The sequence below is a fragment of the Marinomonas foliarum genome (genome assembly GCF_016906065.1).
Taxonomy (GTDB): Bacteria; Pseudomonadota; Gammaproteobacteria; order Pseudomonadales; family Marinomonadaceae; genus Marinomonas; species Marinomonas foliarum.
Window position 1 is genome coordinate 2116278 of sequence record NZ_CP070273.1, and the last position, 24564, is coordinate 2140841.

Annotated in this window: 21 protein-coding genes; 5 read left to right on the plus strand and 16 right to left on the minus strand. The window is 45.4% G+C overall.

Features of this window, described 5'->3' with window-relative positions; genetic code table 11:
• Positions 1–42: 42 nt before the first annotated feature.
• From JSY38_RS09760 to JSY38_RS09790, 7 genes are all read right to left on the minus strand, one after another.
• Positions 43–1071 carry a peptide ABC transporter ATP-binding protein gene (locus tag JSY38_RS09760; protein WP_205113089.1) on the minus strand — a complete coding sequence of 343 codons (1029 nt, stop codon included), beginning with the start codon at positions 1069–1071 and terminating at the stop codon, positions 43–45.
• Positions 1068–2036 carry a dipeptide ABC transporter ATP-binding protein gene (gene dppD / locus JSY38_RS09765; protein ID WP_114410580.1) on the minus strand — a complete coding sequence of 323 codons (969 nt, stop codon included), beginning with the start codon at positions 2034–2036 and terminating at the stop codon, positions 1068–1070. Before dppD ends, JSY38_RS09760 begins: the two co-directional genes overlap by 4 nt.
• An 11-nt stretch (positions 2037–2047) precedes the next feature.
• On the minus strand, positions 2048–2962 hold the full coding sequence (gene dppC / locus JSY38_RS09770; protein ID WP_205113090.1) for a dipeptide ABC transporter permease DppC: 915 nt from the start codon (positions 2960–2962) through the stop codon (positions 2048–2050).
• A 10-nt stretch (positions 2963–2972) separates the two neighbouring features.
• Positions 2973–3983, minus strand: a complete 1011-nt coding sequence (locus JSY38_RS09775; protein WP_114410582.1) for an ABC transporter permease subunit — start codon at positions 3981–3983, stop codon at positions 2973–2975.
• A 122-nt stretch (positions 3984–4105) separates the two neighbouring features.
• Positions 4106–5698 (minus strand): ABC transporter substrate-binding protein, encoded by a 1593-nt coding sequence (locus JSY38_RS09780; protein WP_114410583.1) that lies wholly within the window; start codon positions 5696–5698, stop codon positions 4106–4108.
• A 624-nt stretch (positions 5699–6322) separates the two neighbouring features.
• Positions 6323–7189 carry an NAD(P)-dependent oxidoreductase gene (locus JSY38_RS09785; RefSeq protein ID WP_205113091.1) on the minus strand — a complete coding sequence of 289 codons (867 nt, stop codon included), beginning with the start codon at positions 7187–7189 and terminating at the stop codon, positions 6323–6325.
• Positions 7190–7636: 447 nt separating this feature from the next.
• Positions 7637–8263 carry an SGNH/GDSL hydrolase family protein gene (locus tag JSY38_RS09790; protein ID WP_114410585.1) on the minus strand — a complete coding sequence of 209 codons (627 nt, stop codon included), beginning with the start codon at positions 8261–8263 and terminating at the stop codon, positions 7637–7639.
• A 93-nt stretch (positions 8264–8356) separates the two neighbouring features.
• Between JSY38_RS09790 and JSY38_RS09795 the strand changes: the two genes are divergently transcribed.
• Positions 8357–9787: a coniferyl aldehyde dehydrogenase gene (locus tag JSY38_RS09795; protein ID WP_205113092.1), complete on the plus strand. Its 1431-nt coding sequence runs from the start codon at positions 8357–8359 to the stop codon at positions 9785–9787.
• Between the two features lie 64 nt (positions 9788–9851).
• On the opposite strand, the gene JSY38_RS09800 is transcribed toward JSY38_RS09795, so the two are convergent.
• On the minus strand, positions 9852–11837 hold the full coding sequence (locus tag JSY38_RS09800) for a methyl-accepting chemotaxis protein (protein WP_205113093.1): 1986 nt from the start codon (positions 11835–11837) through the stop codon (positions 9852–9854).
• A 321-nt stretch (positions 11838–12158) separates the two neighbouring features.
• Between JSY38_RS09800 and JSY38_RS09805 the strand changes: the two genes are divergently transcribed.
• Positions 12159–13334, plus strand: a complete 1176-nt coding sequence (locus JSY38_RS09805; protein WP_205113094.1) for an aldose 1-epimerase family protein — start codon at positions 12159–12161, stop codon at positions 13332–13334.
• On the opposite strand, the gene JSY38_RS09810 is transcribed toward JSY38_RS09805, so the two are convergent.
• On the minus strand, positions 13303–13713 hold the full coding sequence (locus tag JSY38_RS09810; protein ID WP_239543939.1) for a gamma-glutamylcyclotransferase family protein: 411 nt from the start codon (positions 13711–13713) through the stop codon (positions 13303–13305). The genes JSY38_RS09805 and JSY38_RS09810 overlap by 32 nt on opposite strands.
• 138 nt (positions 13714–13851) lie before the next feature.
• Positions 13852–14922, minus strand: a complete 1071-nt coding sequence (locus tag JSY38_RS09815; RefSeq protein WP_205113095.1) for a bifunctional transcriptional activator/DNA repair enzyme AdaA — start codon at positions 14920–14922, stop codon at positions 13852–13854.
• 220 nt (positions 14923–15142) lie between these two features.
• Here JSY38_RS09815 and JSY38_RS09820 point away from each other — a divergent pair, with 220 nt between their 5' ends.
• Positions 15143–15904 carry a sulfite exporter TauE/SafE family protein gene (locus tag JSY38_RS09820; RefSeq protein ID WP_205113096.1) on the plus strand — a complete coding sequence of 254 codons (762 nt, stop codon included), beginning with the start codon at positions 15143–15145 and terminating at the stop codon, positions 15902–15904.
• Between the two features lie 16 nt (positions 15905–15920).
• On the opposite strand, the gene JSY38_RS09825 is transcribed toward JSY38_RS09820, so the two are convergent.
• Complete coding sequence (locus JSY38_RS09825; protein WP_205113097.1) at positions 15921–17045, minus strand: helix-turn-helix domain-containing protein; 1125 nt, start codon at positions 17043–17045, stop codon at positions 15921–15923.
• 265 nt (positions 17046–17310) lie between these two features.
• Between JSY38_RS09825 and JSY38_RS09830 the strand changes: the two genes are divergently transcribed.
• Positions 17311–17778 (plus strand): GNAT family N-acetyltransferase, encoded by a 468-nt coding sequence (locus tag JSY38_RS09830; RefSeq protein WP_114410599.1) that lies wholly within the window; start codon positions 17311–17313, stop codon positions 17776–17778.
• Between the two features lie 10 nt (positions 17779–17788).
• Here the strand turns inward: JSY38_RS09830 and JSY38_RS09835 are convergent, their stop codons facing one another.
• The 5 genes from JSY38_RS09835 to JSY38_RS09855 form a co-directional block, all read right to left on the minus strand.
• On the minus strand, positions 17789–18898 hold the full coding sequence (locus JSY38_RS09835; protein ID WP_205113098.1) for an ABC transporter ATP-binding protein: 1110 nt from the start codon (positions 18896–18898) through the stop codon (positions 17789–17791).
• 11 nt (positions 18899–18909) lie between these two features.
• Positions 18910–19872 carry a carbohydrate ABC transporter permease gene (locus JSY38_RS09840; protein WP_205113099.1) on the minus strand — a complete coding sequence of 321 codons (963 nt, stop codon included), beginning with the start codon at positions 19870–19872 and terminating at the stop codon, positions 18910–18912.
• A 9-nt stretch (positions 19873–19881) separates the two neighbouring features.
• Complete coding sequence (locus JSY38_RS09845) at positions 19882–20748, minus strand: carbohydrate ABC transporter permease (RefSeq protein WP_205113100.1); 867 nt, start codon at positions 20746–20748, stop codon at positions 19882–19884.
• 114 nt (positions 20749–20862) lie between these two features.
• Positions 20863–22218 carry an ABC transporter substrate-binding protein gene (locus JSY38_RS09850; RefSeq protein WP_205113101.1) on the minus strand — a complete coding sequence of 452 codons (1356 nt, stop codon included), beginning with the start codon at positions 22216–22218 and terminating at the stop codon, positions 20863–20865.
• Between the two features lie 57 nt (positions 22219–22275).
• A complete protein-coding gene (locus tag JSY38_RS09855) occupies positions 22276–23286 on the minus strand; it encodes a LacI family DNA-binding transcriptional regulator (protein WP_205113102.1) in 1011 nt (336 codons plus the stop codon).
• A 251-nt stretch (positions 23287–23537) separates the two neighbouring features.
• Here JSY38_RS09855 and JSY38_RS09860 point away from each other — a divergent pair, with 251 nt between their 5' ends.
• Positions 23538–24485 carry a GGDEF domain-containing protein gene (locus tag JSY38_RS09860; protein ID WP_205113103.1) on the plus strand — a complete coding sequence of 316 codons (948 nt, stop codon included), beginning with the start codon at positions 23538–23540 and terminating at the stop codon, positions 24483–24485.
• The last annotated feature ends 79 nt before the right edge of the window (positions 24486–24564 follow it).

Genomic DNA, 24564 nt, shown 5'->3' on the forward strand with positions numbered 1-24564 from the left:
GCGTTAATATAGACAAAACTGAAAGAGAGGGCTGTTAGCAGCTTACGCCGCACCCACCGCAATGGCCTCAATACGGTTTTCTTCCACAGCATGACAAGCAATCATGTGGCCTTGTTCTTGCTCCGCTTGATCGTCTAATCGCAGCAATGGCGTTTCGGTTTTACAGCGGTCGTTGGCATAGCTGCAACGCCCGTGGAAAGCACAGCCAGAAGGTGGATTAAGCGGTGAAGGCAGTTCGCCTTGTAGCTTAATACGCACACGGCGCTTATCTGGTGAAAGCTGCGGCGTACTAGAAAGCAATGCTAAGGTATAAGGGTGTTTAGGGTTTTCGAACAGCTGTTCGCGAGAGCCTTGTTCCACCACTTTACCCAAGTACATCACCATGACGTCGTCAGCGATGTGCTCGACCACGGACAAATCGTGGGAGATGAACACATAGCTCAAACCAAATTCTTCCTGCAAATCCATCATCAAGTTCAATACTTGCGCTTGAACCGATACATCCAGTGCCGACACGGGCTCGTCAGCGACGATGACATTTGGGTCGAGCATCAAGCCACGAGCAATGGCGATACGCTGACGCTGTCCACCAGAAAACATGTGCGGATAACGGTCGTAATGTTCGGTTTTTAAGCCGACTTTCGCCATGATAGTGAGGGCTTTTTCTTTGCGTTCAGCCTTGGATAGTTTGGTATTAATCACCAAAGGCTCTTCCAATATCGCGCCGATTTTCTTACGTGGATTCAGCGAGCCATAAGGGTTCTGGAAGATGATTTGGATCTTCTGGCGCAGCTTCGCTTGAGCATCTGCACTCAAGGTAAGTAAGTCTTCACCAAGGTGCGCTAGCTTGCCGCTGGTCGGAGTTTCAATCATGGTCAGCATGCGGCCAAGAGTGGATTTACCACAACCAGATTCACCTACTACCGCAAGGGTTTTACCTTTTTCAAGATTGAAGCTAATACCATCAACGGCTTTCACTACGGCATCTGGCTTAAATAGACCTTGTTTGACGTGGTAATGCTGCTTTAAGTCTTCGGCTTTCAAAATTAACTTGCTATCGGATTGGTTCATGCGGCTGGTCTCCCTTCGCGGTCCAATGGCGTATGGCATTTCACTTGGCGATCAAGATCGCCTTGGTTCGCAGGCTCCACCTTACGACAATGATCAGTCGCATAAGGGCAGCGCGGGCTTAGCAAACATCCCAATGGACGATCATATTGACCCGGAACCACACCGGGTAATGCTTCAAGGCGTGCTTTACCAGAGGCCGACTCTGGTAAAGAAGCCAGCAAGGCTTGCGTGTACGGGTGTTTCGGTGTGCTAAAGACTTCTGATGCAGGGCCAGATTCGACAATTTGTCCCGCGTACATGACGATAACGCGATGAGCCACTTCGGCCACGAGAGCCAAATCGTGAGTGATCAACACCAAGCCCATTTGCTTCTTGCGTTGCAGCTCGATCAATAGATCTATGATCTGTGCTTGAATGGTCACGTCTAGCGCGGTTGTCGGCTCGTCTGCGATCAATAAGCGTGGATCACAGGCAATGGACATGGCAATCATCACACGCTGGCTCATGCCGCCTGACAGCTGATGAGGATAATTGTCTAAACGTGATTCCGGTGCCGGAATACCCACTTGTGTTAGTAACTCAATAGCACGGGTTCTTAGTTCTTTCTTGCTGCCGCCTTGGTGCGTTTTTAACGCTTCCATGATCTGATAACCCACTGTGAAACAGGGGTTAAGACTGGTCATTGGATCTTGGAAGATCATCGCAATGTCGGAGCCGGTGAGCTTACGACGTTGTTTTTCTGGCATGGCTTGCAGATCTTGACCATCGAAGGTTAATTGGTCTGCGCTAACTTTACCTGGGAAGTCGATCAAGCCCATGATGGACAATGAACTCACACTCTTACCTGAGCCAGATTCCCCAACGATGCCGAGAACTTCCCCTTCTTCGACTTTATAACTGATGTTATCTACGGCGCGAAAATTGCCGAAGGTAACGCTTAAATTTTCCAACTGTAACAGTGACATAACAACCTCTCTTACTGTTTCAACTTGGGATCAAGGGCATCACGCAAGCCATCGCCCATGAGGTTAAACGCCAGTACTGTGATCAAAATCATCAAACCGGGGAAAGTAACCACCCACCACGCGCGCTGAACAAACTGCAACGCATCGGCCAACATAGAACCCCATTCAGGAGTTGGTGGTTGTGCGCCAAGGCCAAGAAAGCCAAGGGCTGCCATATCAAGAATGGCGCTGGAGAAGCCTAACGTTGCTTGCACGATCAATGGCGCTAAGCAGTTTGGCAAAATGCATACAAACATCAAACGCAGCGGGCTAGCACCGATTACGCGAGAAGAGGTCACATAATCTCGGGACATTTCTGCCATGGTCGCTGCACGGGTCAAACGCACATAATGCGGTAGTGAGACAATGGAAATCGCCAAGGCAGCATTCACTATGCTTGGTCCTAAGATGGCAACGATCGCAATCGCCAACAACAAGCTTGGCATCGCCAACATGATGTCGACGATACGCATGATGGCGGTATCTATCATGCCTTTAAAGTAGCCTGCAATCAGACCCAGTAAAATACCCATGATCAAAGACGCGGTAACCGCGACGAGGCCAACAGCAATAGAAAGGCGTGAGCCATAGATCAAGCGAGATAAGATATCTCGGCCCACATCATCTGTTCCTAATACAAAAGACCAGTTGCCGCCGTCTAGCCATGCTGGTGGCAATAACAGCGCATCGCGGTATTGTTCAGATGGGGAATGCGGCGCAACAAAGTTAGCAAAGACTGCCATAAAGCAAATAATCGCAATAACGACTAAACCGGCTACAGCGCCTTTGTTGCTGCTAAAATAGTGCCAAAACTCTTGTAATGGCGTCATTGGTACTGGCGCAGTCAATGGAATGTCTGTCGTGGACGTTTTTGTAGATGTTGTCATAAACGCCTCCTTATCGGCTGTGTCGAATTCGTGGGTTAACAATGCCGTAAGTGATATCCACCAAGAGATTCACGACAATGATGATACAAGCGACAATCAAAATACCGCCTTGTACTACGGGGTAATCACGGCGTCCGATAGACTCGATTAACCATTTACCAATCCCCGGCCAAGCAAACACGGTTTCGGTCAAAATGGCGCCGGATAACAAAATACCCACTTGCAGACCGATAACGGTAATTACTGGGATCAAGGCGTTACGCAGCGCATGAATCACGATGACTCGCCAAGGTGCAATACCTTTCGCGCGAGCGGTACGAATGTAATCTTCGCTTAATACTTCCAGCATAGAAGAGCGCGTCATACGGGCAATAACCGCCATAGGGATGGTGCCGAGAACAATACTTGGCAAGATCAGGTGCGAAACCGCGGAAGAAAACGCGCCTTCTTCACCGGACAATAATGAGTCAATCAGCATGAAGCCGGTAACGTCGTCTATCCAGTACACCACGTCGATCCGTCCAGAGACGGGTGTCCAACCCAGATTAACGGAAAATACCAACATCAATAGTAGCGCCCACCAAAATATGGGCATGGAATAACCGGTGAGAGAAAACGTCATCACCGAATGGTCTATCACGGTTCCTCGTTTTACCGCAGCAAAAATACCCGCGGGCAAACCGATTAGAATTGCAAAAATAGCCGCACAAAAAGCCAGTTCAATCGTGGCCGGGAAAAGTGTGAGGAATTCTTTCATTACCGGTTCTCTGGTAATGAGGGAGTTGCCTAGGTCTCCCTGTAAAACGCCAGTGACATAGTTGTAATACTGCATGTACAAAGGCTGATCAAATCCTAACTGGGCACTCAACTCAGCGTGGCGCTCTGCGCTCACACCGCGTTCACCAGCCATGACCTCGATTGGATCACCGGGAATTAAGCGAATAAGGGTAAAAGTCAGCAAGGTAATCCCGAGGAAGGTCGGAATAACAAGGCTTAAGCGACGGAAAATAAATTGGAACATAAAGGACAGGCTCTCTTGGGATGTTATGCGACCGAGTATTTTGCTCGGTCAGCAAAACATCTGCTCGCGTCCCAGCGAGCAGATGTTTTGTTTAGTCCGAAGACCGTATTTCTAAACGTTGATTACTTGCTGACGTTGTAGAAGTAGTGACCACCAAGTGGGTCAATTTTGTAACCTTTCACTTCTTTACGGATTGGCTCGTAAACAACTGAGTGAGCAACAGTGATCCAAGGAGCTTCACGTTTGAAAACAACTTGAGACTCTTCGTACAACTTAGTTCGCTCTGCTTTGTCAGATGTTTGTTTTGCACTTAGAAGCAAGTTGTTGAACTCTTCGTTACACCACTGTGCACGGTTAGAGCCGCCAACGCCGTCACAACCTAGCAATACGTATAGGAAGTTATCAGGGTCACCATTATCACCAGTCCAACCTAGCAATACGGTATCGTGTTCACCTTTTTTAGAGCGGTTTAAGTACTCACCCCATTCGTAGGAAACGATTTCCGCTTTTACGCCAACTTTAGACCAGTCTTCTTGCATGATTTCAGCCATACGACGTGCATTTGGGTTGTATGGACGTTGTACAGGCATTGCCCAGATGTTGGTTGAGAAACCATCTGGATAGCCTGCTTCAGCAAGTAATTTCTTCGCTTTTACAGGATCATACGGGTAATCAACGATGTCTTTGTTGTAAGACCACATGGTTGGTGGAATAGGGTTCTTAGCGACTTTACCTGCGCCTTGGAAAACCGCATCAATGATAGCGCTCTTATCCGTTGCTAAGTTTAGGGCTTGGCGAACACGAGGATCCGTGAACGGTTTTTTCTGTGTATTAAATGCCAAGTAACCAACGTTCAAACCTTCCTGGTTCATTAGGTTGATGTTTGGATCCGCTTCCATTTGCTTAAGATCTGCAGGGTTTGGGTACGGCATAATATCACATTCGCCCGCTTTCAATTTCGCGTAACGAACAGAGGCATCTGGTGTGATAGAGAAAACAAGACGATCAACTTTTGCTTTGCCTTTCCAGTAGTCTTCAAACGCTGTGTAGCGGATCAAAGAATCTTTTTGGTACTGAACTTTTTGGAAAGGACCTGTTGCAACTGGATCGATGTCTAGCTTTTCAGGTGTGCCTTTTTTCATGTAGAAATCGGCTTGTTCCTTAGAGAAAATAGACGCGAAGTCCATTGCAAGGTTAGCAATGAAAGGCGCTTCTGGTTTCGTCAAAACGAACTTAACGGTGTAGTCGTCGATTTTTACCATTTCTTTAATCAAAGTATCCATACCCATGCCAGTGAAGTACTCGTAAGAGCCGCCGGACACTGTGTGGTAAGGGTTTTCTTTGTTGCCTTGACGATCGAAAGTGAAAATTACATCGTCAGCGTTAAAGTCACGTGTTGGCTTGAAGTCTTTTGAAGAATGGAACTTCACGCCTTTGCGTAAATGGAAAGTGTATTCAAGACCATCGCTTGATACATCATAGCTTGTTGCTAAGCCTGGCTCTGTTTCAGTCGTTCCAAGTTTGAATTCGACTAAACGGTTGAACATGTTTTTTGATGTCGCATCAAAAGTTGTACCAGCAGTATAGAACGCTGGGTTAAAGCCCTCTGGGCTACCTTCTGAACAATAAACTAGTGTGGATGCTGCGTGAGCGGATGTGCCAATTGCTCCAGCGGCCATGAGTGCAAGCGTCAGTTTTGCTAACCCTTTTTTCATTGTAACTCTCCATTAGCATAATTATATTCGTGTTTAACACGTGGGAAGTCGAATCAAGGTATTCGTTACTTTTGTGATTATCTTGGGTAGGTTAAGAGCCATCTTGTTAGTTCGAGTCTTTTACAGTTTTTAAAACAAACCCCATCCAAACTCCTAGTTCGAATGGGGTTGCTCTGCCTCGTCCCTGAGCCCCCTTTAGCTATAAATGATGAGCCTGAATAAACAGAAACCTCAAAAACAGCGTCACTGAAGAGTACTTAAGCCAATTTAAATAACCAATCGAAATAACGATATGTCCTATACGTGGAATGAATACAAAATTTAGATAAAGCGATGAAAGCCTTGAAAACAAAGGTTTAGCAGGTGAACTCCTACGTAAGGAATAGGGAAGAAAAAGGGCGGTATTTTTTAAATAATCTGCAGGAAGTGGAAAGAATGGAGGTCGAAAGAGGTTTTCTAGCGAGTTTTTGTGTGGCTAAAACGAGAACAACTCCTGCTTAATCCACCCCCTTGAAGATAAGGTGAGGAAACAAGCAACACAAGTCCATCTCTTGAAAATAAGAGGGAGTGTGGAGGGGAATAGCACAGGCTCCTCCCCCTGCTAAGGGGGAGGTTGGGAGGGGGTTACTTTTTATCAAACGCTTTTATTAGAACCGATGTGTCTTGACGACTACGGCCTTCAGCAATAAGTGCTTGATAGTCTTGATCAACCGCCTGAGTTAAAGGAATCTGGATGCCCATTTTTTCGGCCTGAGCTAGGCTCAGCCCTAAATCCTTATGCATCCACTCTATGGCAAAACCAAAATCAAATTCGTCTTTCGCCATAGTCTCACCACGGTTTTCTAATTGCCAAGAACCCGCAGCTCCGTGCTTTAGCGTATCAACCAGTGTTTCTATGTCTAACCCTGCTTTCTGAGCAAAACGAATCCCTTCAGATAAACCGGACAACACACCACCGATAAGAATCTGGTTGACCATTTTTGCAACCTGACCGTTACCGACAGGGCCCATTAAGCTAGTGGCTTTTGCGTAGCAATCTAATATCGGCTGAGCTTTGTCTAAGTCGTTTTGCAAACCACCTATCATGACGGTTAATACGCCGTTTACGGCGCCCGCTTGGCCGCCTGAAACTGGTGCATCCATGAAGCGAAAGCCACGCTCTTGGGCTGCTTGATGAAGCTCTTTTGCCACTTCCGCTGATGCGGTTGTGTGGTCAATAAACAGAGTGCCTGATTTTGCGTATTGGAAGGCACCATCTGGACCTAAATAGACCGCACGTAAATCGTCGTCGTTGCCTACGCAGGTTAATACAATATCGGCGTCTTTTGCCGCGAGGGCCGGAGTAGTCGCAAAGGTGCCTATGTATTCGTTACACCAGCTTTGTGCTTTTTGTGTTGATCGATTGAAGACGACAACCTCATGGCCAGCTTTGCTGACATGCCCTGCCATTGGGTAGCCCATTGTTCCGAGTCCGATGAAGCTTACTTTCATTGCGTTTCTCCTTACTGCGTTGTTCGAGACATTGGTTAATGCATTAATTCAATGCACAAGATCATACGGATTTGCCGTTCGATTGCGAGATACAAAAAAGAGGTAATTGGAGCATACAGAGGCAAAATACAGTGGTTTTTGTCGTAATTAACGCCTTGTAATGAAAAAGAGGTTCGCCCGAATTACTTGTGGATAACTTTGTGCACGAAAAATCTGACGAGCGATTATTTCGCCTTAATGCGAATATGTTTAAATAATCGTGCATATTTTGTACTGAATTTGTTTTTTCCTTTTGCTTAAATTGCCATTACTCTATTAGCCAAGAGTAATGGCCGCACTGATATAATGTATTTAACTTGAGTATTATTCATTGTTGAGACTGATTCTCTTTTAATTTTTGCAAATAGAATGGCTATTTTTTAAACAAAATCAATTAAAAACAATGCGTTATGACTGAATTATATCCTTTATTGCCTCATGTAACGCATGTGCCAACGTGTCGTTCCCTTGGGCGTCTAAATGCACGCCATCGACTTCGCTAGGCTGTAAAACACCGGCAGCATTAAGGAAAATGCATTTGTTGTGTGCTGCAATATCTTGGTAGTACTGGTGAAAATGTTGTGACTTTTCAATGGCTCCGCTGAAACTCTCCGCCATAGAGCCCGTTGGGGATAAAATATTTGGTGGAGCGATGATCACAAGGGTTGGGCTTGGGAAACCGTGAGGATTTGGTATTCTTGACTTCTCGATCAGCTTCTCTACGCCTTTCGCCGCTTCAAAGGCACCCACATTGAAATGTCGCTTCAGGTCGTTGGTGCCTAGCATTAGCACTAAAATGTCTACTGGGCCAAAGGTTTCTAACGCAGCTTGAAGGTATGACAAGCCATTTCTGCCTTCCAAGAAAGGGTCATTCCATATAGTGGTCCGGCCCGGTAATCCAAAATTTATAACTTGGTGATGTTTCCCTAAAAGGTCATTTAAGATATTGGGCCAGCGTAAATGTTTTGGATAACGCCCACCATTAGGAATGCTGCCCCAAGTAAGGGAATCGCCATAACACAAAATAGTCGCCATAATCTGCTCCTTGCTTTTTTTATGAATCATTAGATAGTGTAGTTAATCTGCGGCGTTTGATCACAAAATAATAACGAGCTGTGAGAGGCCAACATGAATATAATTTCTTCTACTTACTCTTCTAAAAACGACATTCACTCGGCTTTTTATCGTCTGAAGAACTTGGCGAATCAAACCCCTTTTCCATCGGCTGAAGATCGTCAGTATTGTCTTGCTCGTTTACAAGTGGCACTCATGGATCATGAAACAGCCTTATTAGATGCCTTACAAAAAGATTTTGGACAGCGTGCCCATGAAGAATCTAGATTAATCGAGCTTGTCCCTTTGCTTAGCGAAATAAAGCACGCAAAGCGCCATCTTGTTAAATGGATGAAACCGTCAAAGCGTAACGTCCATATTAGTACCTTGCCTGCTAGCGCTAAGGTGTTCTATCAGCCCAAAGGCGTTGTTGGTGTCGTCTCCCCTTGGAACTATCCTGTATTGCTCTCTCTCGGGCCTTTAGTAGGGGCATTGGCTGCTGGCAACCGAGTGATGATGAAGTTGTCAGAATTTTGCCCTGAAACCAATCGAGTGTTGCGTGACATTGTGAACCAAGCCTTAGCTGAGGATTGGATAGAGGTAATCGAAGGCGAGGCCGATATTGCTAATGAGTTTAGTAAGCAACCTTTTGATCACCTTTTATTTACTGGTTCGACGTCCGTAGGCCATATCATTATGCGTAACGCTGCCGAGCATTTAACGCCTATTACTTTGGAGTTGGGCGGAAAATCTCCGTTGCTGGTAGCACCATCAGCGGATTTGCGAGATACCGCCAAGAAGCTTGTATTTGGTAAGGCTTTAAATGCAGGGCAAACCTGTGTCGCGCCCGATTACATTTTGTGTCAGGCAGATCAAAAACTGACCTTAATTGAGCAAATCAAACAGGAACTCGCTGTTTATTATCCAGAGGGTGTGTTGAGCCCCGATTATACGAATTTGATTAATATTCGCCAATTAGACCGCCTGAAAGGCTATTTAGATGAGGCCAGAGCCGCTGGTGTCATGTGTGACAATCTTATGCCCCAAGGTCCAGAGGAAAGTGATGGCAAGCTGGCGCTGCATGTACTGCATCAACCTGATGACAGGTTGAGCGTGATGCAAGATGAGATCTTCGGGCCCTTGTTACCCATTTTAACTTACACCGATCTGTCTGACGCCCTGTTTTATATCCAGCAACGACCTCGGCCTTTAGCAATGTACTTGTTTACGCAACAAAATGATGATCAAAGGCGATGCGAGGAAAATATTGCCAGTGGCAGCTTGGTGATCAACCATACCCTAGTGCAAGTGGCGCAAGCGGATTTGCCCTTTGGAGGCATTGGCGCATCGGGCATGGGCGCTTATCATGCTGAAGAAGGCTTTCGCACCTTTTCCCATAGCAAATCGGTATTACGTAAACGTGGGCCGAATGTTCTTGGTTTGTTAAGGCCGCCATACGGACGTCGTATTCATCGGTTAGTCGCAAAATACTGGCGATGGCTTTAATAAAATAAAAATCCCACGCTGATCTCTCAACGTGGGATTTGTCGTTCTACTGTATTTTATATATTTATTTCAACGCATTGAGTCTATTCGCAATGGCGTCGATCTCTTTACTCATGCGACTAAGCTGACTAGAGTCGCTGGCGTTACTGCCAGTTAACTCTTGCAAGCGAGAGACAAACTGGCTCAAGTCCTGTGACACTTTTTGCTGTTCGCCAGCGGCCACCGAGATTTGCGTTGCTTGATCTGTGATCTGAGAGAAAGCGCTCACCACTTGTTGTAAGTGATTCGCTGTCGACTCTGCAGTTGACACGGCACGTTCAGTTTCGCTGTGCCCCAGTTCCATAGAGCTAACGGATTCTTTCGACGCAACCTGCAAGCGTCCTAGCACTTGCTCTATTTCCACCGCAGAGCTTTCACTCTTCGCGGCAAGGTTGCGAACTTCATCGGCCACTACCGCAAAGCCTCGACCTGTTTCCCCTGCTCGAGCCGCCTCAATCGCCGCGTTAAGAGCAAGTAGGTTAGTTTGCTCAGCAATGTCACGAATCACACCTAACATACCGTTTGCACGACGACTGTCTTCATCCAGCTTGAGAATATTGGTTTGTGCTTGACTCATGGCACTGGTAAGAGAGCGCATCGTTTCGATGACGGTATTCATTTCGTCGCCACTGCTGCGTACGTCTTTATGAATGCGTTCAACGGTTTCTCGGGTTTCATTAGCGTACATGGCAACGTCATGAGAGGTCGCTCCCAATTCTTCTGTTGCCGCCGCTAAGGTAGTGTTTTCATCACTTAGACTGTTTGCCTTATTTAAGAAGTCATTACTGAATACGCTTAAACGACCTGCATCTTTTACAAGGTTGGCAGATTCTATGTGGATTTGTTCGAGCAATTTCTTCAGTTTGTCGCCATAAGCATTCACTGCCTGACGTAAATCACCTAGTTCATTCAATTTACCCACTTCCAGTTCTTGGGTGCTGCCGCCATCAGCCAGCTCTTGAATTTGTTGCGTTGTTTGGGTGATCTGACCAAGTAAACTACGGAAGAAAGAAATGGCGATGATGCTAACAATGATGAGCAAAGCCCCAATGACAATCATCAAGAATAAGCCCATGCTTTGAGCGATTTCCGTCATTCTTTCTTTTGGTACGACTAAGCCTATAGTCCAGCCTGTTTGTGGGTGTTTGATTAAATCCACATACGCTGCACCATCTAAAATAGCATCGTGATCAAGCGAGATAACTTGCTCTTTACCCTCTACTTTTTTCAATGCAGGCTTTAACCATGGAAGCTGATTGCCAAGCTCTGTTGCCGTAAGCATACTGCCATCGCTTTTCACTATATTCGCTTCCCCTTTTGGAAAGCTTAATACTTGGCCTGTTTGGTCAATGGCGAAGACATAACCTTGGTTTTCAGTACCATATTGTTCAAGAGATTTGGTAACGCCATCGAGCATCATATCGACCGTGGTGACACCGGTAAATTGATTGTTTTCTTTCATTGGAATGGTACAGGTTACCATTGGAATATTGGTGACAGGATCTATGTAGGCTTCGGACCAAGCACACAGTTTTTGTGAAGACGTTTTGCCAACAGTGTACCAAGACTCGTTGTGATAACCCGACCCAGCAGGATCATTGTAATCGTCGAGATAACTCATTTTAGAGCCATCACGTCCCCAGAAAAAACTACGTCGCTCTGTTCCGGATGTAAATGCAGAGGGTTCTGGCCAAATACCACCACCCGCTATGCTTTTGTCATCATGGTTATTAATAATACTAGGGAATAGCTTTTTGAAGAGCGCTTCTTCTTTAGGAAGCTGAGAGCCTGCTAATGCAAGGGTACTAGTAAGTAATTGGATTTTCTCCAGCTTGGCACTGAGTAATTCAGTTAATCCTTTTTGATTTACGGTAATTTGCCTTTGCCGTTCTGCGGTTAAGTCGGGTTTTACCTTCATTTCAATAACGATATAAATACTGGCAAGAGCGAGCAAGAGAATGACCACTAAACCAATATTAATTTGCTGTCGAATTCTTAACGGTGATTTCATAGTAGCCTCATTCTGCACAACACGGGGAATGGTGTATAAGACAATAGTCTTATACACAGACTGAGAGCAAGAGTATTTTTTATACAATCCATATAAAGGTTTTATCCTATCTTAGTTTTCCAAAAAAGATTTTTCATTTTATATATTAGACCTGTGATTGTTAATAGAGTATTTCAATGTTTTGATAACTCAGAATACTGAGTAAAGATGAGGAAGGTTTGTGGTCTGTAATAATACAATCGTAATCGCTCATTTTCCCCTATGACTAGCCTTACTCGCAGGCTCGCGCTAGCATGAGGAAATTTTTCTGGAGCTTGGCCCATGTTTCAACTTGTTCTTCTTAGTAATCAACAGCATATCGATGTAGCAAATCTGTCTCTATCCGCAGAATTAATGGGCTTACCGAAAGATATTCCGATTAGTGTACAGCAGACATGTCTTATGGGCGGCAAGCAAACTGGCTCACGTTTGATCACTTTGATCGTGGGGGATTCTGTGGTTCGTGTTGTGCCGACTCGTGGCATGGCAGTGCTTGATGTTGTCAGAAAAGATAAAGCAGGGAAGGACGTACGCTTTGGTTGGGATTCGCCAGTTAAAGAAGTCGTACATCCAAGCTTTGTTAATCAAGAAGCGTCTGGCGGCATTGGTTGGTTGGATGGTTTTAACGAGATGATTGTACGTTGTGGTTACCAGTGGGCAGGTCACCCAGGCCAAGATGGCGATGAGTTTTTGACATTGCACGGTCGTATTCAAAATACACCTGCCGACGAAGTAACTTTAGAAGTCGAGCAAGTGCCGCCGTATCGTGTGACCTTGCGCGGCCGAGTTGATGAAAAGCGTTTTAAGTCCACTAATTTCGAACTACATACTGTCTTGTCACTCACTCCTGATGAGCCATATTTATTGATTGAAGATACCTTGACCAACAAAGGCAGCTATCCACGTGAATACCAAGCGATCTACCACAATAACTTCGCTCAGCCGATTCTTGAAAATGGTGCGCAACTTCATGTTCCCATGGCGGAATTGTCACCGTTTAATGACTATGCTGCTGGTGGTTTGAGTGATTGGAATCAAGTGCCTGCGCCCACCAAAGATTTTGACGAAATGGTGTTTAATATTCGCCCGCTGAGTGACAAGAATGGTTTTTCCCATGCGTTATTGCATAATGCAGAGGCAAGCCGTGGTATAGAAGTGAGTTATCAAACTAATACTTTGCCAGTACTGACCATATGGAAAAATACGGACACACTAGAACAAGGTTACGTAATGGGAATCGAGCCGGGCACCAGCTTTGCTTATAACCGCTCTTATCAGCGTAATTTAGGTTTGGTGCCGACGATTGACGCGGGTGAGTCGAAACACTTTGTTGTGCGTTTTGGTTTGTTAACGGATGAAAGTCAAATCAAAGCCAGTGTGGAGAATATCGCTCAAATACAAAGTGCTCAAACCGCTCAGATGTTGTCTACGCCGATTGTGCGCCTTGGTGAAGCATAGAGGTTCGGGAGTATCGCTCCCAATCACCAGCTTCCATATAGGGTGCGTTATCGAGAGATTTGTTATAAACATAAATCCAGCCTCTACCATAAGGCGAGAAAACACGCTTTCTAACATACATAGAGCTTTCTGGCGTTTTTGGGTCGTAGCCTTCCAGTTGATCCAAAGACGCGAGTATCTCGTCTGATACGTCGTACCATTCCACTCGAATTCGGCCGCTTTCGTCATGGGTCGAAGCAATACCTGGGAAGTTACCTAGGTTGTGCATGCGAAAACCAGTTAGCCAGCCTAAACCGATGCGTTTGCATTCGGTAAGAAGTTCATGATTATTGAGCCCCTCACGAAGCGTTCCGTACACAGCAACAATGTTTGTAGGCATATTGAATTCCATAATGACAATCAAAGTGCACAAGATGAACTTGGTGGCGGTGTATTTCAAGTCCTCTAGATGGAAATTACAATGCCATGACACAACCTTGATGCATTCATGAAACTACGGACATTTGAATCGTTCGACTCAGCCTTTCACGAGATTTTGACCGTGCGCTTTTTCATGATCAAGCAGCCAGCGTTTTCTCTCTAATCCTCCCGCGTAACCGGTTAAGCTGCCATCCTTACCAATGACTCGATGGCAAGGAATAACAATGGCAACACGGTTCATACCGTTGGCTCTGGCAACAGCTCTGACCGCTTTGGGATTATCCAGGCGTGTTGCTTGTTCTTGATAGCTTGCTGTTTCACCAAATGGAATGGTGCCAAGCATCTGCCAAACGGCATTTTGAAAGTCGGTTCCTGGAGTATGAAGGGGTACATTAAATTCGCTTCGTTTGCCTGAGAAGTATTCTGCTAACTCTTGTTTTAGTTGATTAATATGCGCATTTTCACCCGCAACGATAGGCGCTTTCAAACGACGCTGTAAGTCTTCAAATTCAGTTTCTAACATACGTCGGTCAACGAATTCTAATAGACAAATTCCTTCCTCTGTTGCGCAGACAAACATAGGGCCAATGGGCGTTGTTAGCCTATCGATTAAAATCACAGCATTCTCCAAATTTAGGGTTGGCGCATGGCCAAGTAACTTTTTAAAAGTGTAACCGAAACCACTTAAGGAATCGTAGCCTGAATCTAACGCGGTACTGGTGGCCGTTTTGCCTGTCTTTAGTTCCTGAAAGGCATAATTGATGCGATACATGCGCTGGAAGGTTTGAAATGTCATACCGTAGTGTTGATTAAACCAACGACGTACAAAGATGGGCCGTATTCCAGATTCTCTTAATGTTTGGTCGGTGATTTTTGCCTTAGTACAATCGCGTATGAGGTTTATCGCCACTTGTACTTCATACGGTGCTTCGTGAGTATTTTCAGTTGGTCGACAGACTTTGCAGGGGCGAAATCCTGCGTCCATTGCATCTTTGAAATGCGTGTAAAACACGACATTTTCGCGCTTTGGTTTACGTGCTCGACAAGTCGCAATACAGAAAATAGACGTGGTTTTAACTCCCACAAAAAATACGCCAACGTAACTGGGCTCACGATTGAGTAAGGCTTGATAATAACCATCAGCTTGTTTTTCATTTGTTATTAACATGCGAATGTCCGTTTTGAATCGTTGTTTTTTAGATCGGCGTTGTGTTGATAAAACTAGGTTAGCTTGATTCTCTTTGTAGCAACAACCGAAAACTGAACGAGTATTTTTTATTGTTCTTCGAATAGAGGTAAATTATCTTTTGTCAGATTGACCAATACTCCTTATTATTCGTCCCTTCTTCAGGTCCTAGCTTCTTTGAGAGTAATCTAAGGGTGATGTTATGGATTACAGTTTATTTACTGTGTCTCTTTTGATTGGTACAGGTTTTATTGCTGGCATTATCAATACGCTGGCTGGAGGCGGTTCAAATTTAACATTGCCAGCGCTGATGGTTATGGGAATGCCGGCAGACATCGCCAATGCAACAAACCGAGTTGGCGTGTTTTTACAGAATGTGGCGGCGACCTTTGGTTTTCGCAAAGCGAAGAAGCTTGATAATGCGGACATCTTGCCAGTAATGATTCCGTCGTTACTTGGCGGCGTGGTCGGTGCGTTTGCTGCCAGTTATGCACCAGAAAATTGGCTTAAACCTTTGCTATTGAGCGCCATGATTGGCATGACGATTATCATGATTGTTCGTCCTACCATGATTGCGCCACCAGAAGGGACTGTGCCTTTCAAAGTATCGGAAAAGCCAAGTGCATGGATTGCCTTGTTTATTGCTGGTGTTTACGGTGGCTTTGTTCAAGCGGGAGTGGGTTTTATCTTGATTGCCGCATTGGCTGGCACTTTACGCTACGATCTAGTTCGAACCAACGCGCTAAAAATGGTCTGTACATTAGGCTTTACCGCCTTGGCGCTGGGAGTGTTTATTTGGAATGATCAGATTCTGTGGATCCCTGGCCTAATATTGGCTTCAGGTACCATGCTAGGATCCTTCCTCGCTGTGAAAATGGCCATTAAAGCAAACCCAAGCCATTTGAAGTGGTTTCTGTTTATCATGACAGTTTGTGGTAGTGCTGCTGCATTGTTAAGTGATTAACCTCTTGGAACTATCCTCACGGCATTAATGCCATGAGGACGGTACAGATGAGCTGACCTTGACGATTCACGCCAGCCTTAGGAAATATCTGTTTTAGCTGAGAACGAATGGTAGCTTCACTTTTAGAACGATTTTCGGCAATTTCTTTCAAGCTCATCCCTAGAACTAAATCAGCACACAGCTTAGATTCGGCAGGGGATAGATCAAAATACGCCGCGATCAATTCTGGTGTAGGCATTGAACGTTTAGCGCTATCATACAAAGTGGCCAAAATACCGCTGCCTTCAATTGGGGCAAGCGTCATAACTACAGGTTCTGTGCCACTTGCCTTAAAGATAATGACATCATTATCATAAATGCCTTGTCCCATGCTGGCGCGAATAATTTGGGTTGACGCCGTTAGAAATGAGTTTGTATGTTGGGCATTTTTGAATTCAAGACGTTTGTCTTTTACAGATATTTGATCGTGCCTTGATAAGAAGTCTTCGGCTTTTTGGTTCGCATAAATCAGCTCAGATCGTTCATTTAAAATGAAACTGGGATTGGGTAACGCGTCGATGAGCGCTGCCATAGATCGATTCGTGGTATTGGTTTTATCAAGTTGCTTATATAAAAGCACTGCTTGTTTGATAAAAGGTACCAAACGATTTAGCTGAGCAATTTCAGCTTCTTGATAAGCCCCTTGTTCCACTGTTCTTTGCATGGCCAACAATGTCGTATGTGTTTCCGTACTGTCGACCACCAGCCATGCACTATCAATCATGTTTTGATCTTGCTGCCAGCGATCGTAATTGGGTAGGTGCTTAACTTGCTCAATCAAAGACAGTGCTGTCTGAAATTGTCCAGGATGACAATGAATAGCATGATTGGAGACTAAGTCGCTCTCAATCATCTTGTTGTTTATGTACCATTCCATAAACTCTAAAGATAAGCCTGCGTACCAAATGCTTTCTATTTGTAAGGGATGTTTTCTAATGACGACCAGCTCAGCGGCACAGGCATCAATAGATTCCGTCAGTAGATCTAGGAAAGTATGAAAGCCTTCTGTTTCTATCAGGGCTGCATACAAGGATTGAATCAGCTGTGGTTCTTTTGATAATGGCTCGCAAGTGAACCTTGTATCCAGAATAGATTGGGGCATAGTTTTTACTACATCATTATTTTCTTAATAAAAGACATACTTTATTTTCAGCTCATACTAGATCAAGAATAGTCCTAGGTTTTATATTACTCTGATGATACATAATTATGACTAAGACATAATATAGTTATACCTAAGTGCACTATTTTTCTCTATAGACTCCTTGGTGACTTCCCACACTTTAAAGTTATTTTTTGTATTCGACTCTCCGGAAATGTAAGGTGAGAATTATCGGCTCAAGCGGATGGAGTGCGGAGAGGGCACCATGAGAATAAGACATTTCAAATCTTCAGATTCAACAAAAATAGCCGATCTTTTTCATGGTTCAGTGCATTCAATAAGCTCTGATATCTATTCAAAAGAACAGTTAGAAGCTTGGGCGCCAACACCGCCAGATTACACTATGTGGAAAGTGCGGTTAGAAAAAACTAAACCTTTTGTCGCTATTATTGATGGCGTGGTTGTTGGTTTTATCGAACTAGAACTGGATGGCCATATAGATTGCATGTACGTACACAGGGACTACCAACGCCAAGGCGTGGCGAAGGCACTTTTTAAGCACGTAAGTCACGAAGCGAGAAAAAATGGCTGTAAGACACTGTATGTTGAAGCCAGTATTCTTGCTAAAGCCTTCTTCGAAAAAATGGGCTTTGGTATTGAGTCTGAAAACATTGTTAAGAAGAACCGCCAAGAATTGATCAACTATTCTATGAGCGGTTTACCAAAGCCTTAGTTTATTCTCCTCAAACTTCTCCTGTGTTTAGCAGCATGCCTTGTGGGCTGGTGTCGAAGATCAAGACGCGATTCAAATCTACCGACATCGAGATATTTTCTTGGCGTTTGACATGGGAGCGTAGGTCGAGTCGGGCTTTGGCGTCTTCACCACCGAGTTTGAACATGATTTCCTTATCGAAACCAAGGTTTTCCACCAGTTCCACTTGTATATCGTTGAATTCAAATAGGTTGTCACTGGGCGATGACAAAGCGCTGTCTTCAAAGAAGTCAGGGCGAATGCCAACCAAAACTGTGTCGTGGGATTTGAGGTCCTGTAAATCTACATTGGCGATTTTCGCCGCTGGCAGTCGGTAATTATCGAATACCAGATCTTCACCTTCTATCTTGGCTTCGATCAAGTTCATCGCGGGTGAACCAATAAAGGTCGCGACAAAGGTGTTGGTCGGCTGTAGATAGATCTCCATCGGCGTGCCGACTTGTTCGACGATGCCATCGCGCATCACCACAACGCGGTCGCCCAAAGTCATGGCCTCGATCTGATCGTGGGTAACGTAGATCGCCGTCATGTTGTATTGATGCTGAATACGGGCGATTTCTGTCCGCATGTGATGGCGCAATTTAGCGTCCAAATTCGACAACGGCTCATCAAACAAATACACATCAGCATCACGAGCCAATGCTCGCCCCATGGCGACACGTTGGCGCTGGCCACCAGATAAATCGGCAGGTTTGCGATCCAAGTAGTCGTCGAGCTTGAGCATTTCCGATACGTCTGCGAGTTTCTCTTTAATCGTTTCAGCGTCCGCACCGGATTTTTTCAAGCCAAAGACGATGTTTTCTCGCACCGACATGTGCGGATACAAGGCGTAGTTTTGGAACACCATGGCGATGTTGCGTTTGTGTGGTGGCAAATCGTTAATGGCACGTTTGCCAATTTGTATTTCCCCTTGGGTGATGTCTTCCAACCCAGCCACCATGCGCAGCGTGGTACTTTTACCGCAACCGCTTGGGCCAACCAGCACGACAAACTCACCATCTTTTACTTCTAAGTTTAGGTTCTTCACAATCGGCAAGTTGCCATAAGACTTATTTACGTTTCGTAAGATTACTGAGCTCATAATTCTATTCCTTATCCTTTAACGCCGCCGTCTGTGAGGCCACCTGACAAATGCTTATTCGCCAACATGAAACAAATCACCACCGGTAGCAGAGTCAACATGGATGCGGCCATGATGCGATCCCAAATGGCGTTTTTCGAGGTAAACAAAGTTTGTAATGCCAAGGGCAAGGTTTGGAAATCTTGGTATTGTTTGAGGAACACGGAAGCAAACAAATACTCGTTCCAAGCGATGACAAAACAATAGATAAACACGGTAAACAGCATGGGTTTCGACAAGGGCATGATGATGCGCCAGAAGGCTTCTACCCTTGAGCAACCGTCCATCATTGCCGCTTCTTCTAAGGAGAAGGGAATGGTACGAAAGTAATTTCCCAACATGTACATGGCGACTGGCAAGGTCTGAATCAGATAAATCAAAAACAGACTGAAAATTGTCCCTGCGGCGCTGGATGCCAAGCCAACGTTGACGCTCATTTGATAAAGCGGAACCATCAGCAATACGCCGCCAACCATGTAGACAAACAAAACACCGTTTGCCATTAAAGATTGCGCAGGGAAACGTAAGCGCGCAATGGCATAGGCAGCAAGAGACGCCAAAAAAGTCGAGAAAATCCCTGTCACGAAGGAAATCACAAAGGTATTGAGCATGTAGCGACCAAACGGAAACACATCGCCGCCGGCGCTAAATTTATCCAGCAGCATCTGCTTTTTCTCGGCTGACAACGCGGGGTTGTCCAGTAGACGTTGCACACTCGCAGGGACATCCACTTCTTTTGCTGGCATCAAGCCAAGTAGCTCTTTGTAGGCATCCAAGTGTAAAACACGAGGAATGAGTGATGGATTACCCCAATCTATCGGATGTTTTAACGAGGTTGATAGAATCTGCAGAAATGGAAACACGCAGAAAATCACCAACGCGAGCACCAAGGCATACAAAATCACAGACTGGGTGGTTGAGCGTTTATTCATCATATTCTTCCCCTACCACTTAATGACTTTACGAACGTACAGCCAGATCAAGCCGACCAGCACGAGTAATTGAATCACCGAAATCGCGGCTGCTACGCCTTGATCGACAATGCCTGCGAACGCTTGGTAATATGTGAAAATTGGCAAGGTTTCGACATTGGGTGCAAGCAAGTAAACATCTTCAAAGCGGTTCAAATTCCAGATAATGCGCAGCAACACCACGGTGGCAATGACGAATCTCAGCTCTGGTAAGGTCACGTGCCAAAACCGTCCCCACGCATTTTGTCCATCTATCGCGGCTGCTTCGTACAAGTCTTTCGGTACGCTTTGTAATTTGGCGAGAAACAGCAAATAGGCGATCGGGAAATGCTTCCAAATATCGAAAACAATCACGACAAATAGAGCCGAGTCTGGGTTGCCGATGAGGTTTTCCCGTGTGTCCGTCAGATGTAAAACATCGACCACCACGTGGTTATAAATGCCGTTCACTGGATCGAAAATAAACTGCCAGCCAAATACCACACTGATGACGGGGGCAAAGTAAGGTAGGAGAATCAAACCGCGAGCCAGGTTGCGAAAGCGAAACTCTTGATTCATCAAAATGGCGGCCGCCAAGCCCAATACCGTTGTCCCGATTACAGTGCCAATTAGATAAATAACCGACACGCCGATGGAATGGTAATAACGCGGATTGCCGAGCAAATCCGTGTAGTTTTCCATGCCGACGAACGTCTTGGTGCCATTGAGTTGAACGTCAAAAAAGCTCAGATAGATGTTGAATAGAATTGGGTAAATCACCAGCAAGCCAATGATGCCGACCGCGGGAGCGACCAGTTTTAGACCCAAGCGAGATTCGTTTTTTATGAGTACAGAAGACATATGTTCTTCCCTTTTTTGCATTTGACCCGACCCTAGCTCTCCTCTTAATAAGGGGAGGGCACTGATTACTGCTCCTCCCCCTTTACAAGGGGGAGGTTGGGAGGGGTCTATTGTCTATTCGCCCATGATGGCTTTCATTTCCGCTTCGGCATCGTCCAGCGCCGCTTGCGGATCTTTTCCTTCAATGGTGACGCTGTAGATCATTCGTGGAATAACCGATTTAGCGAAGATGGCGCCGGAGGCTGGGAAGGTTTTACCTTCTACCACAGAGAAAGAGCGAATATCGTCAAAACCCGATACGATCTGCTTCATCTTGTCTGCACCATAAAGCTTAAATACACCATTTGGGTCTTCCAAATAGGCTGGATCTTCAGCGATGCCTTTCAACATAGGATTCATACCGCCTGGAGCCATGTGCAGGAAGGTGATGTAACTGGCTGGATCGTACATAAACTCGATGAAGTCTTTGGTAGCTTTAGTGTTTTCAGCACTTTTTGTTTTCAGTGCGACAAGACCAGACAAGGTGCCGTAAGATGCGGCGCTTTTGTGGGTGATAATTGGCGCGAACGCGGTATTTTTCACCAATTCAGGGTCGAAGGTGCCACCGCTGAGTTCTTTGAAGTTTGCTGAAGACAAAGAGCCTTTTGCCACTTCTGCGAGAGCAAGGTCATCCATTATGTAAGTGGAATAGAAGAACATGCCCATCTTGCCTTGTAAGTAATAATCCCGAGCGCGCCAGTTCTGTGGCCCTGGTGGATTGTACTTGGCTAACTCTTTGTAATACTCGATGGTTTCAAGGGTGGCTGGGCTGTTGAAGACCAAATTGCCTTTGGCATCGAACTCACTGGCATTATTGGATAGTGCCAGTTGGGTGAATACTTGTTCTGTGTAGCTGTCTTGTTTAGTGCCGATCAAAATGCCGTATTGATTATTGGCTTTGTCAGTCAGTGCCTTGGCGGCCGTTTCTATATTTTCCCAAGTGTTAGGTGCCGCTAGGCCTTTTTCATCGAACCAGTCTTTGCGATACCAAATGCCTTGAATAAAACCGTGATAAGGCAAACCATAGTAATCGCCAGAAGGTGAGGCTAGCGTGGTCAGTGCGCCTTTATGAAAGCGATTTTTGCCGATGTCTTGGATCACGTCTTGGTGTGTTTTGGTGTCGACTACGCCTTCTTCCCCCAGAGCCATGATGATTTCAGAGTTCACTTCAATTAACTGTGGTGTTGTGCCAGCAGCGACGGCGGCGGCCATTTGTGTTGCCATTTCGTTTTCATCAACCGCGACGACTTTAACCGTCACGCCATCGTTTAAAGCTTCAAAGGTGCTGGCAAGTAACTCGATATTTTGTAAGCGGTCGGTTTGGGTTTGTGCTGTCCAAAATTCTACTGTGGCAGCGTGAGCGAGCTGGCTTATCAGGAGTCCGTTTACCAGCATTGTGCCGGCGACGAATAGTGACGTTTTAGTTTTCATTATGGCTTCCTCTTGTTGTTATTTGTCTGCTTCTTATGGCTTTAAAAACGTGGGTTATTAAAGTCCTATCGACACAACCCCCGGAGCTAAAACGACTTGTAGGTCCTTCACCGGAGTCCCTTTGATGCGCGCTACCATCATCTGGGCAAGCTGTTCACCGATTTGTGCTGGTGGCGCTTGCTGAATGCTGGTAATCCCCATACTGGCGGTCAGCTCATCTGTGGGCGTATCACAACCAATCACACACACAGGCTTATCTCTTTCATTTAGCTGTGTGTTGTGCAATCGCATGGCCGCCAATGCGGCGGCACGTGCGCTGGTGCTGGTTAGGCAAATCAACGCGGTGATATCTGGGTGCTGGAGTAGAAACTCGGCACAAGCGAGGTAACTTTCTTCCTCGTCATAGCCCACTTCTAACCATTGTTCAGACGCAAGAGAAAGCCCAATTTGCTCGGCGGCATCTTGAATCCCGCGTCGCCTTTCTTGGGCGAAGAAATCCCGATCGCTTACTGACACCACACCAATTTTGCGATGTCCTTGTTCGTTCAGGCGACTCAGGCTTAAATGACCAACTTGGTAATTATCCAAATCCAGCCAAGCAAATTGCGTCGCGCGCTCGGTGCGTCCGTAACACACAAAAGGCACGTTAAGTTTCAGTAAACGATGGACTTTCGGGTCGTTAACCCGAGTGCGAAGGAGTAGAAAACCGTCTTGATCGCCTGCTTTTACTAGACGTTCAAACTCGCTTAATTCCTGTTTGCCGGTATCGATTGCCACCACTTGCAGCAAATAGCCTTCTGCTTGCAGCGCGTGTCGAGTTCCAGCCAACACCTTCGAAAGAATGGGGTCGAGATATTGTGTGTCTTGGCAAGGAATAATCGCCGTAATTACACGTTTTGCTTGCACCCAATGAGCCATTTCTGGCCCTTTCAATTGGTAGCCCTGTCGCGCAGCTTCTTTTAGCACACGCTTTTTTGTGCTCGGGCTAATGTCTGGGTAATCGTTCAGTGCTCGTGACACCGTGGATACCGACAACTCCAACTGGGTTGCTATCTCTTTAATTGACATAAATTAATTCACTGCACCATTCTTATTGTTACCACTGTCCATCATTCAAGCCTGATTTAAAAGACTTAATCGTGCATTTTGTGACCAGCAATAATTGACGTTAAGACCGAAAATGTTTCGATGCAATACTTTATTTTTGCACAATTTAAGGGCGTTTTGCCGCGGTGAGGTTTCTTTCGATTACATTGAAAATGTAGGGAACACGACATACTATCAAGATACTTATATTGTTAAGCGTATTCCCCATTATAATGAAAAAGATAACAAAACTGCCTGTTGATGCCAGAAAGCAAAAGATTCTCGATGTCCTTTTCGAGGATCCAGTGATTGCTCAGGCTCTTACTCAAATCAATGTTTTTGTCATTGATCATTATCCTGATGGTATGCGTATTACGAATAGCTTCAAGGGTCAGGCAGGTCAGTCCTCGCATGATGCATTTACTTGGATAGAATTGGTTCATCCCGAAGACAGAGCCCGTGTTCGCTCTGAATGGGAAAGGGTTGTATTGGGTCATGAAGATTTTTTCGAGAGTGAATATCGCTACATGATTCGAGGAGAATATCGCTGGATTTTAATTAAAGGCAGTATGATTTCTCGTACTTCTGATAGAGGACCAGAACTCTATATCGCCGTTGATCGAGATATAACGGAAGAGCGACGATTACGTCAGCTATTAGAAGAAGAAAGAGCACTCCTGGCGCAGTTAGTGATTAGGGACGAGTTTCTTAACATACTTAATCGGCGTTATCTTGAAACAAAGCAATCGCACTTTTTCCGCAACGATGGGCAAACACCCGTTGCTGTGTTGGTGTTGGATATCGATAATTTTAAGCAATTAAATACTCGCTTAACACATCACGGTGGCGATATGGTGTTGCAAGCCGTGGTAGGTGCCATTCAAACCTGTTTAGGCCGCTTAGACATTCTGGCTCGCTATGGCGGTGATGAATTTGCTTTGGTCTTTCCCCAGTCTTCGTTTGAATACGCTCATGATATGGCTGAACAAATCTTAGGCGCTGTCTCCAAGGTCGAGATTCCCAAGATAAGTGACATGACAATATCCGCTAGTATCGGCCTAGTTCACGGTAATCCAGTCGAAGGTCAGGATTTCTGGAGCTATTTTGAAGAGGCGGACGAACTATTGTTGTTAGCTAAAAAGCTTGGGAAAGCACAAATACAAAGCAAATTACTGCCTTAGTAAAGATAGGTCGAGATAAGCAAAATATAAAAAAATCGGTGAGGAGCACCTGTGAATTATCTATATTTTTGCTTTCCTC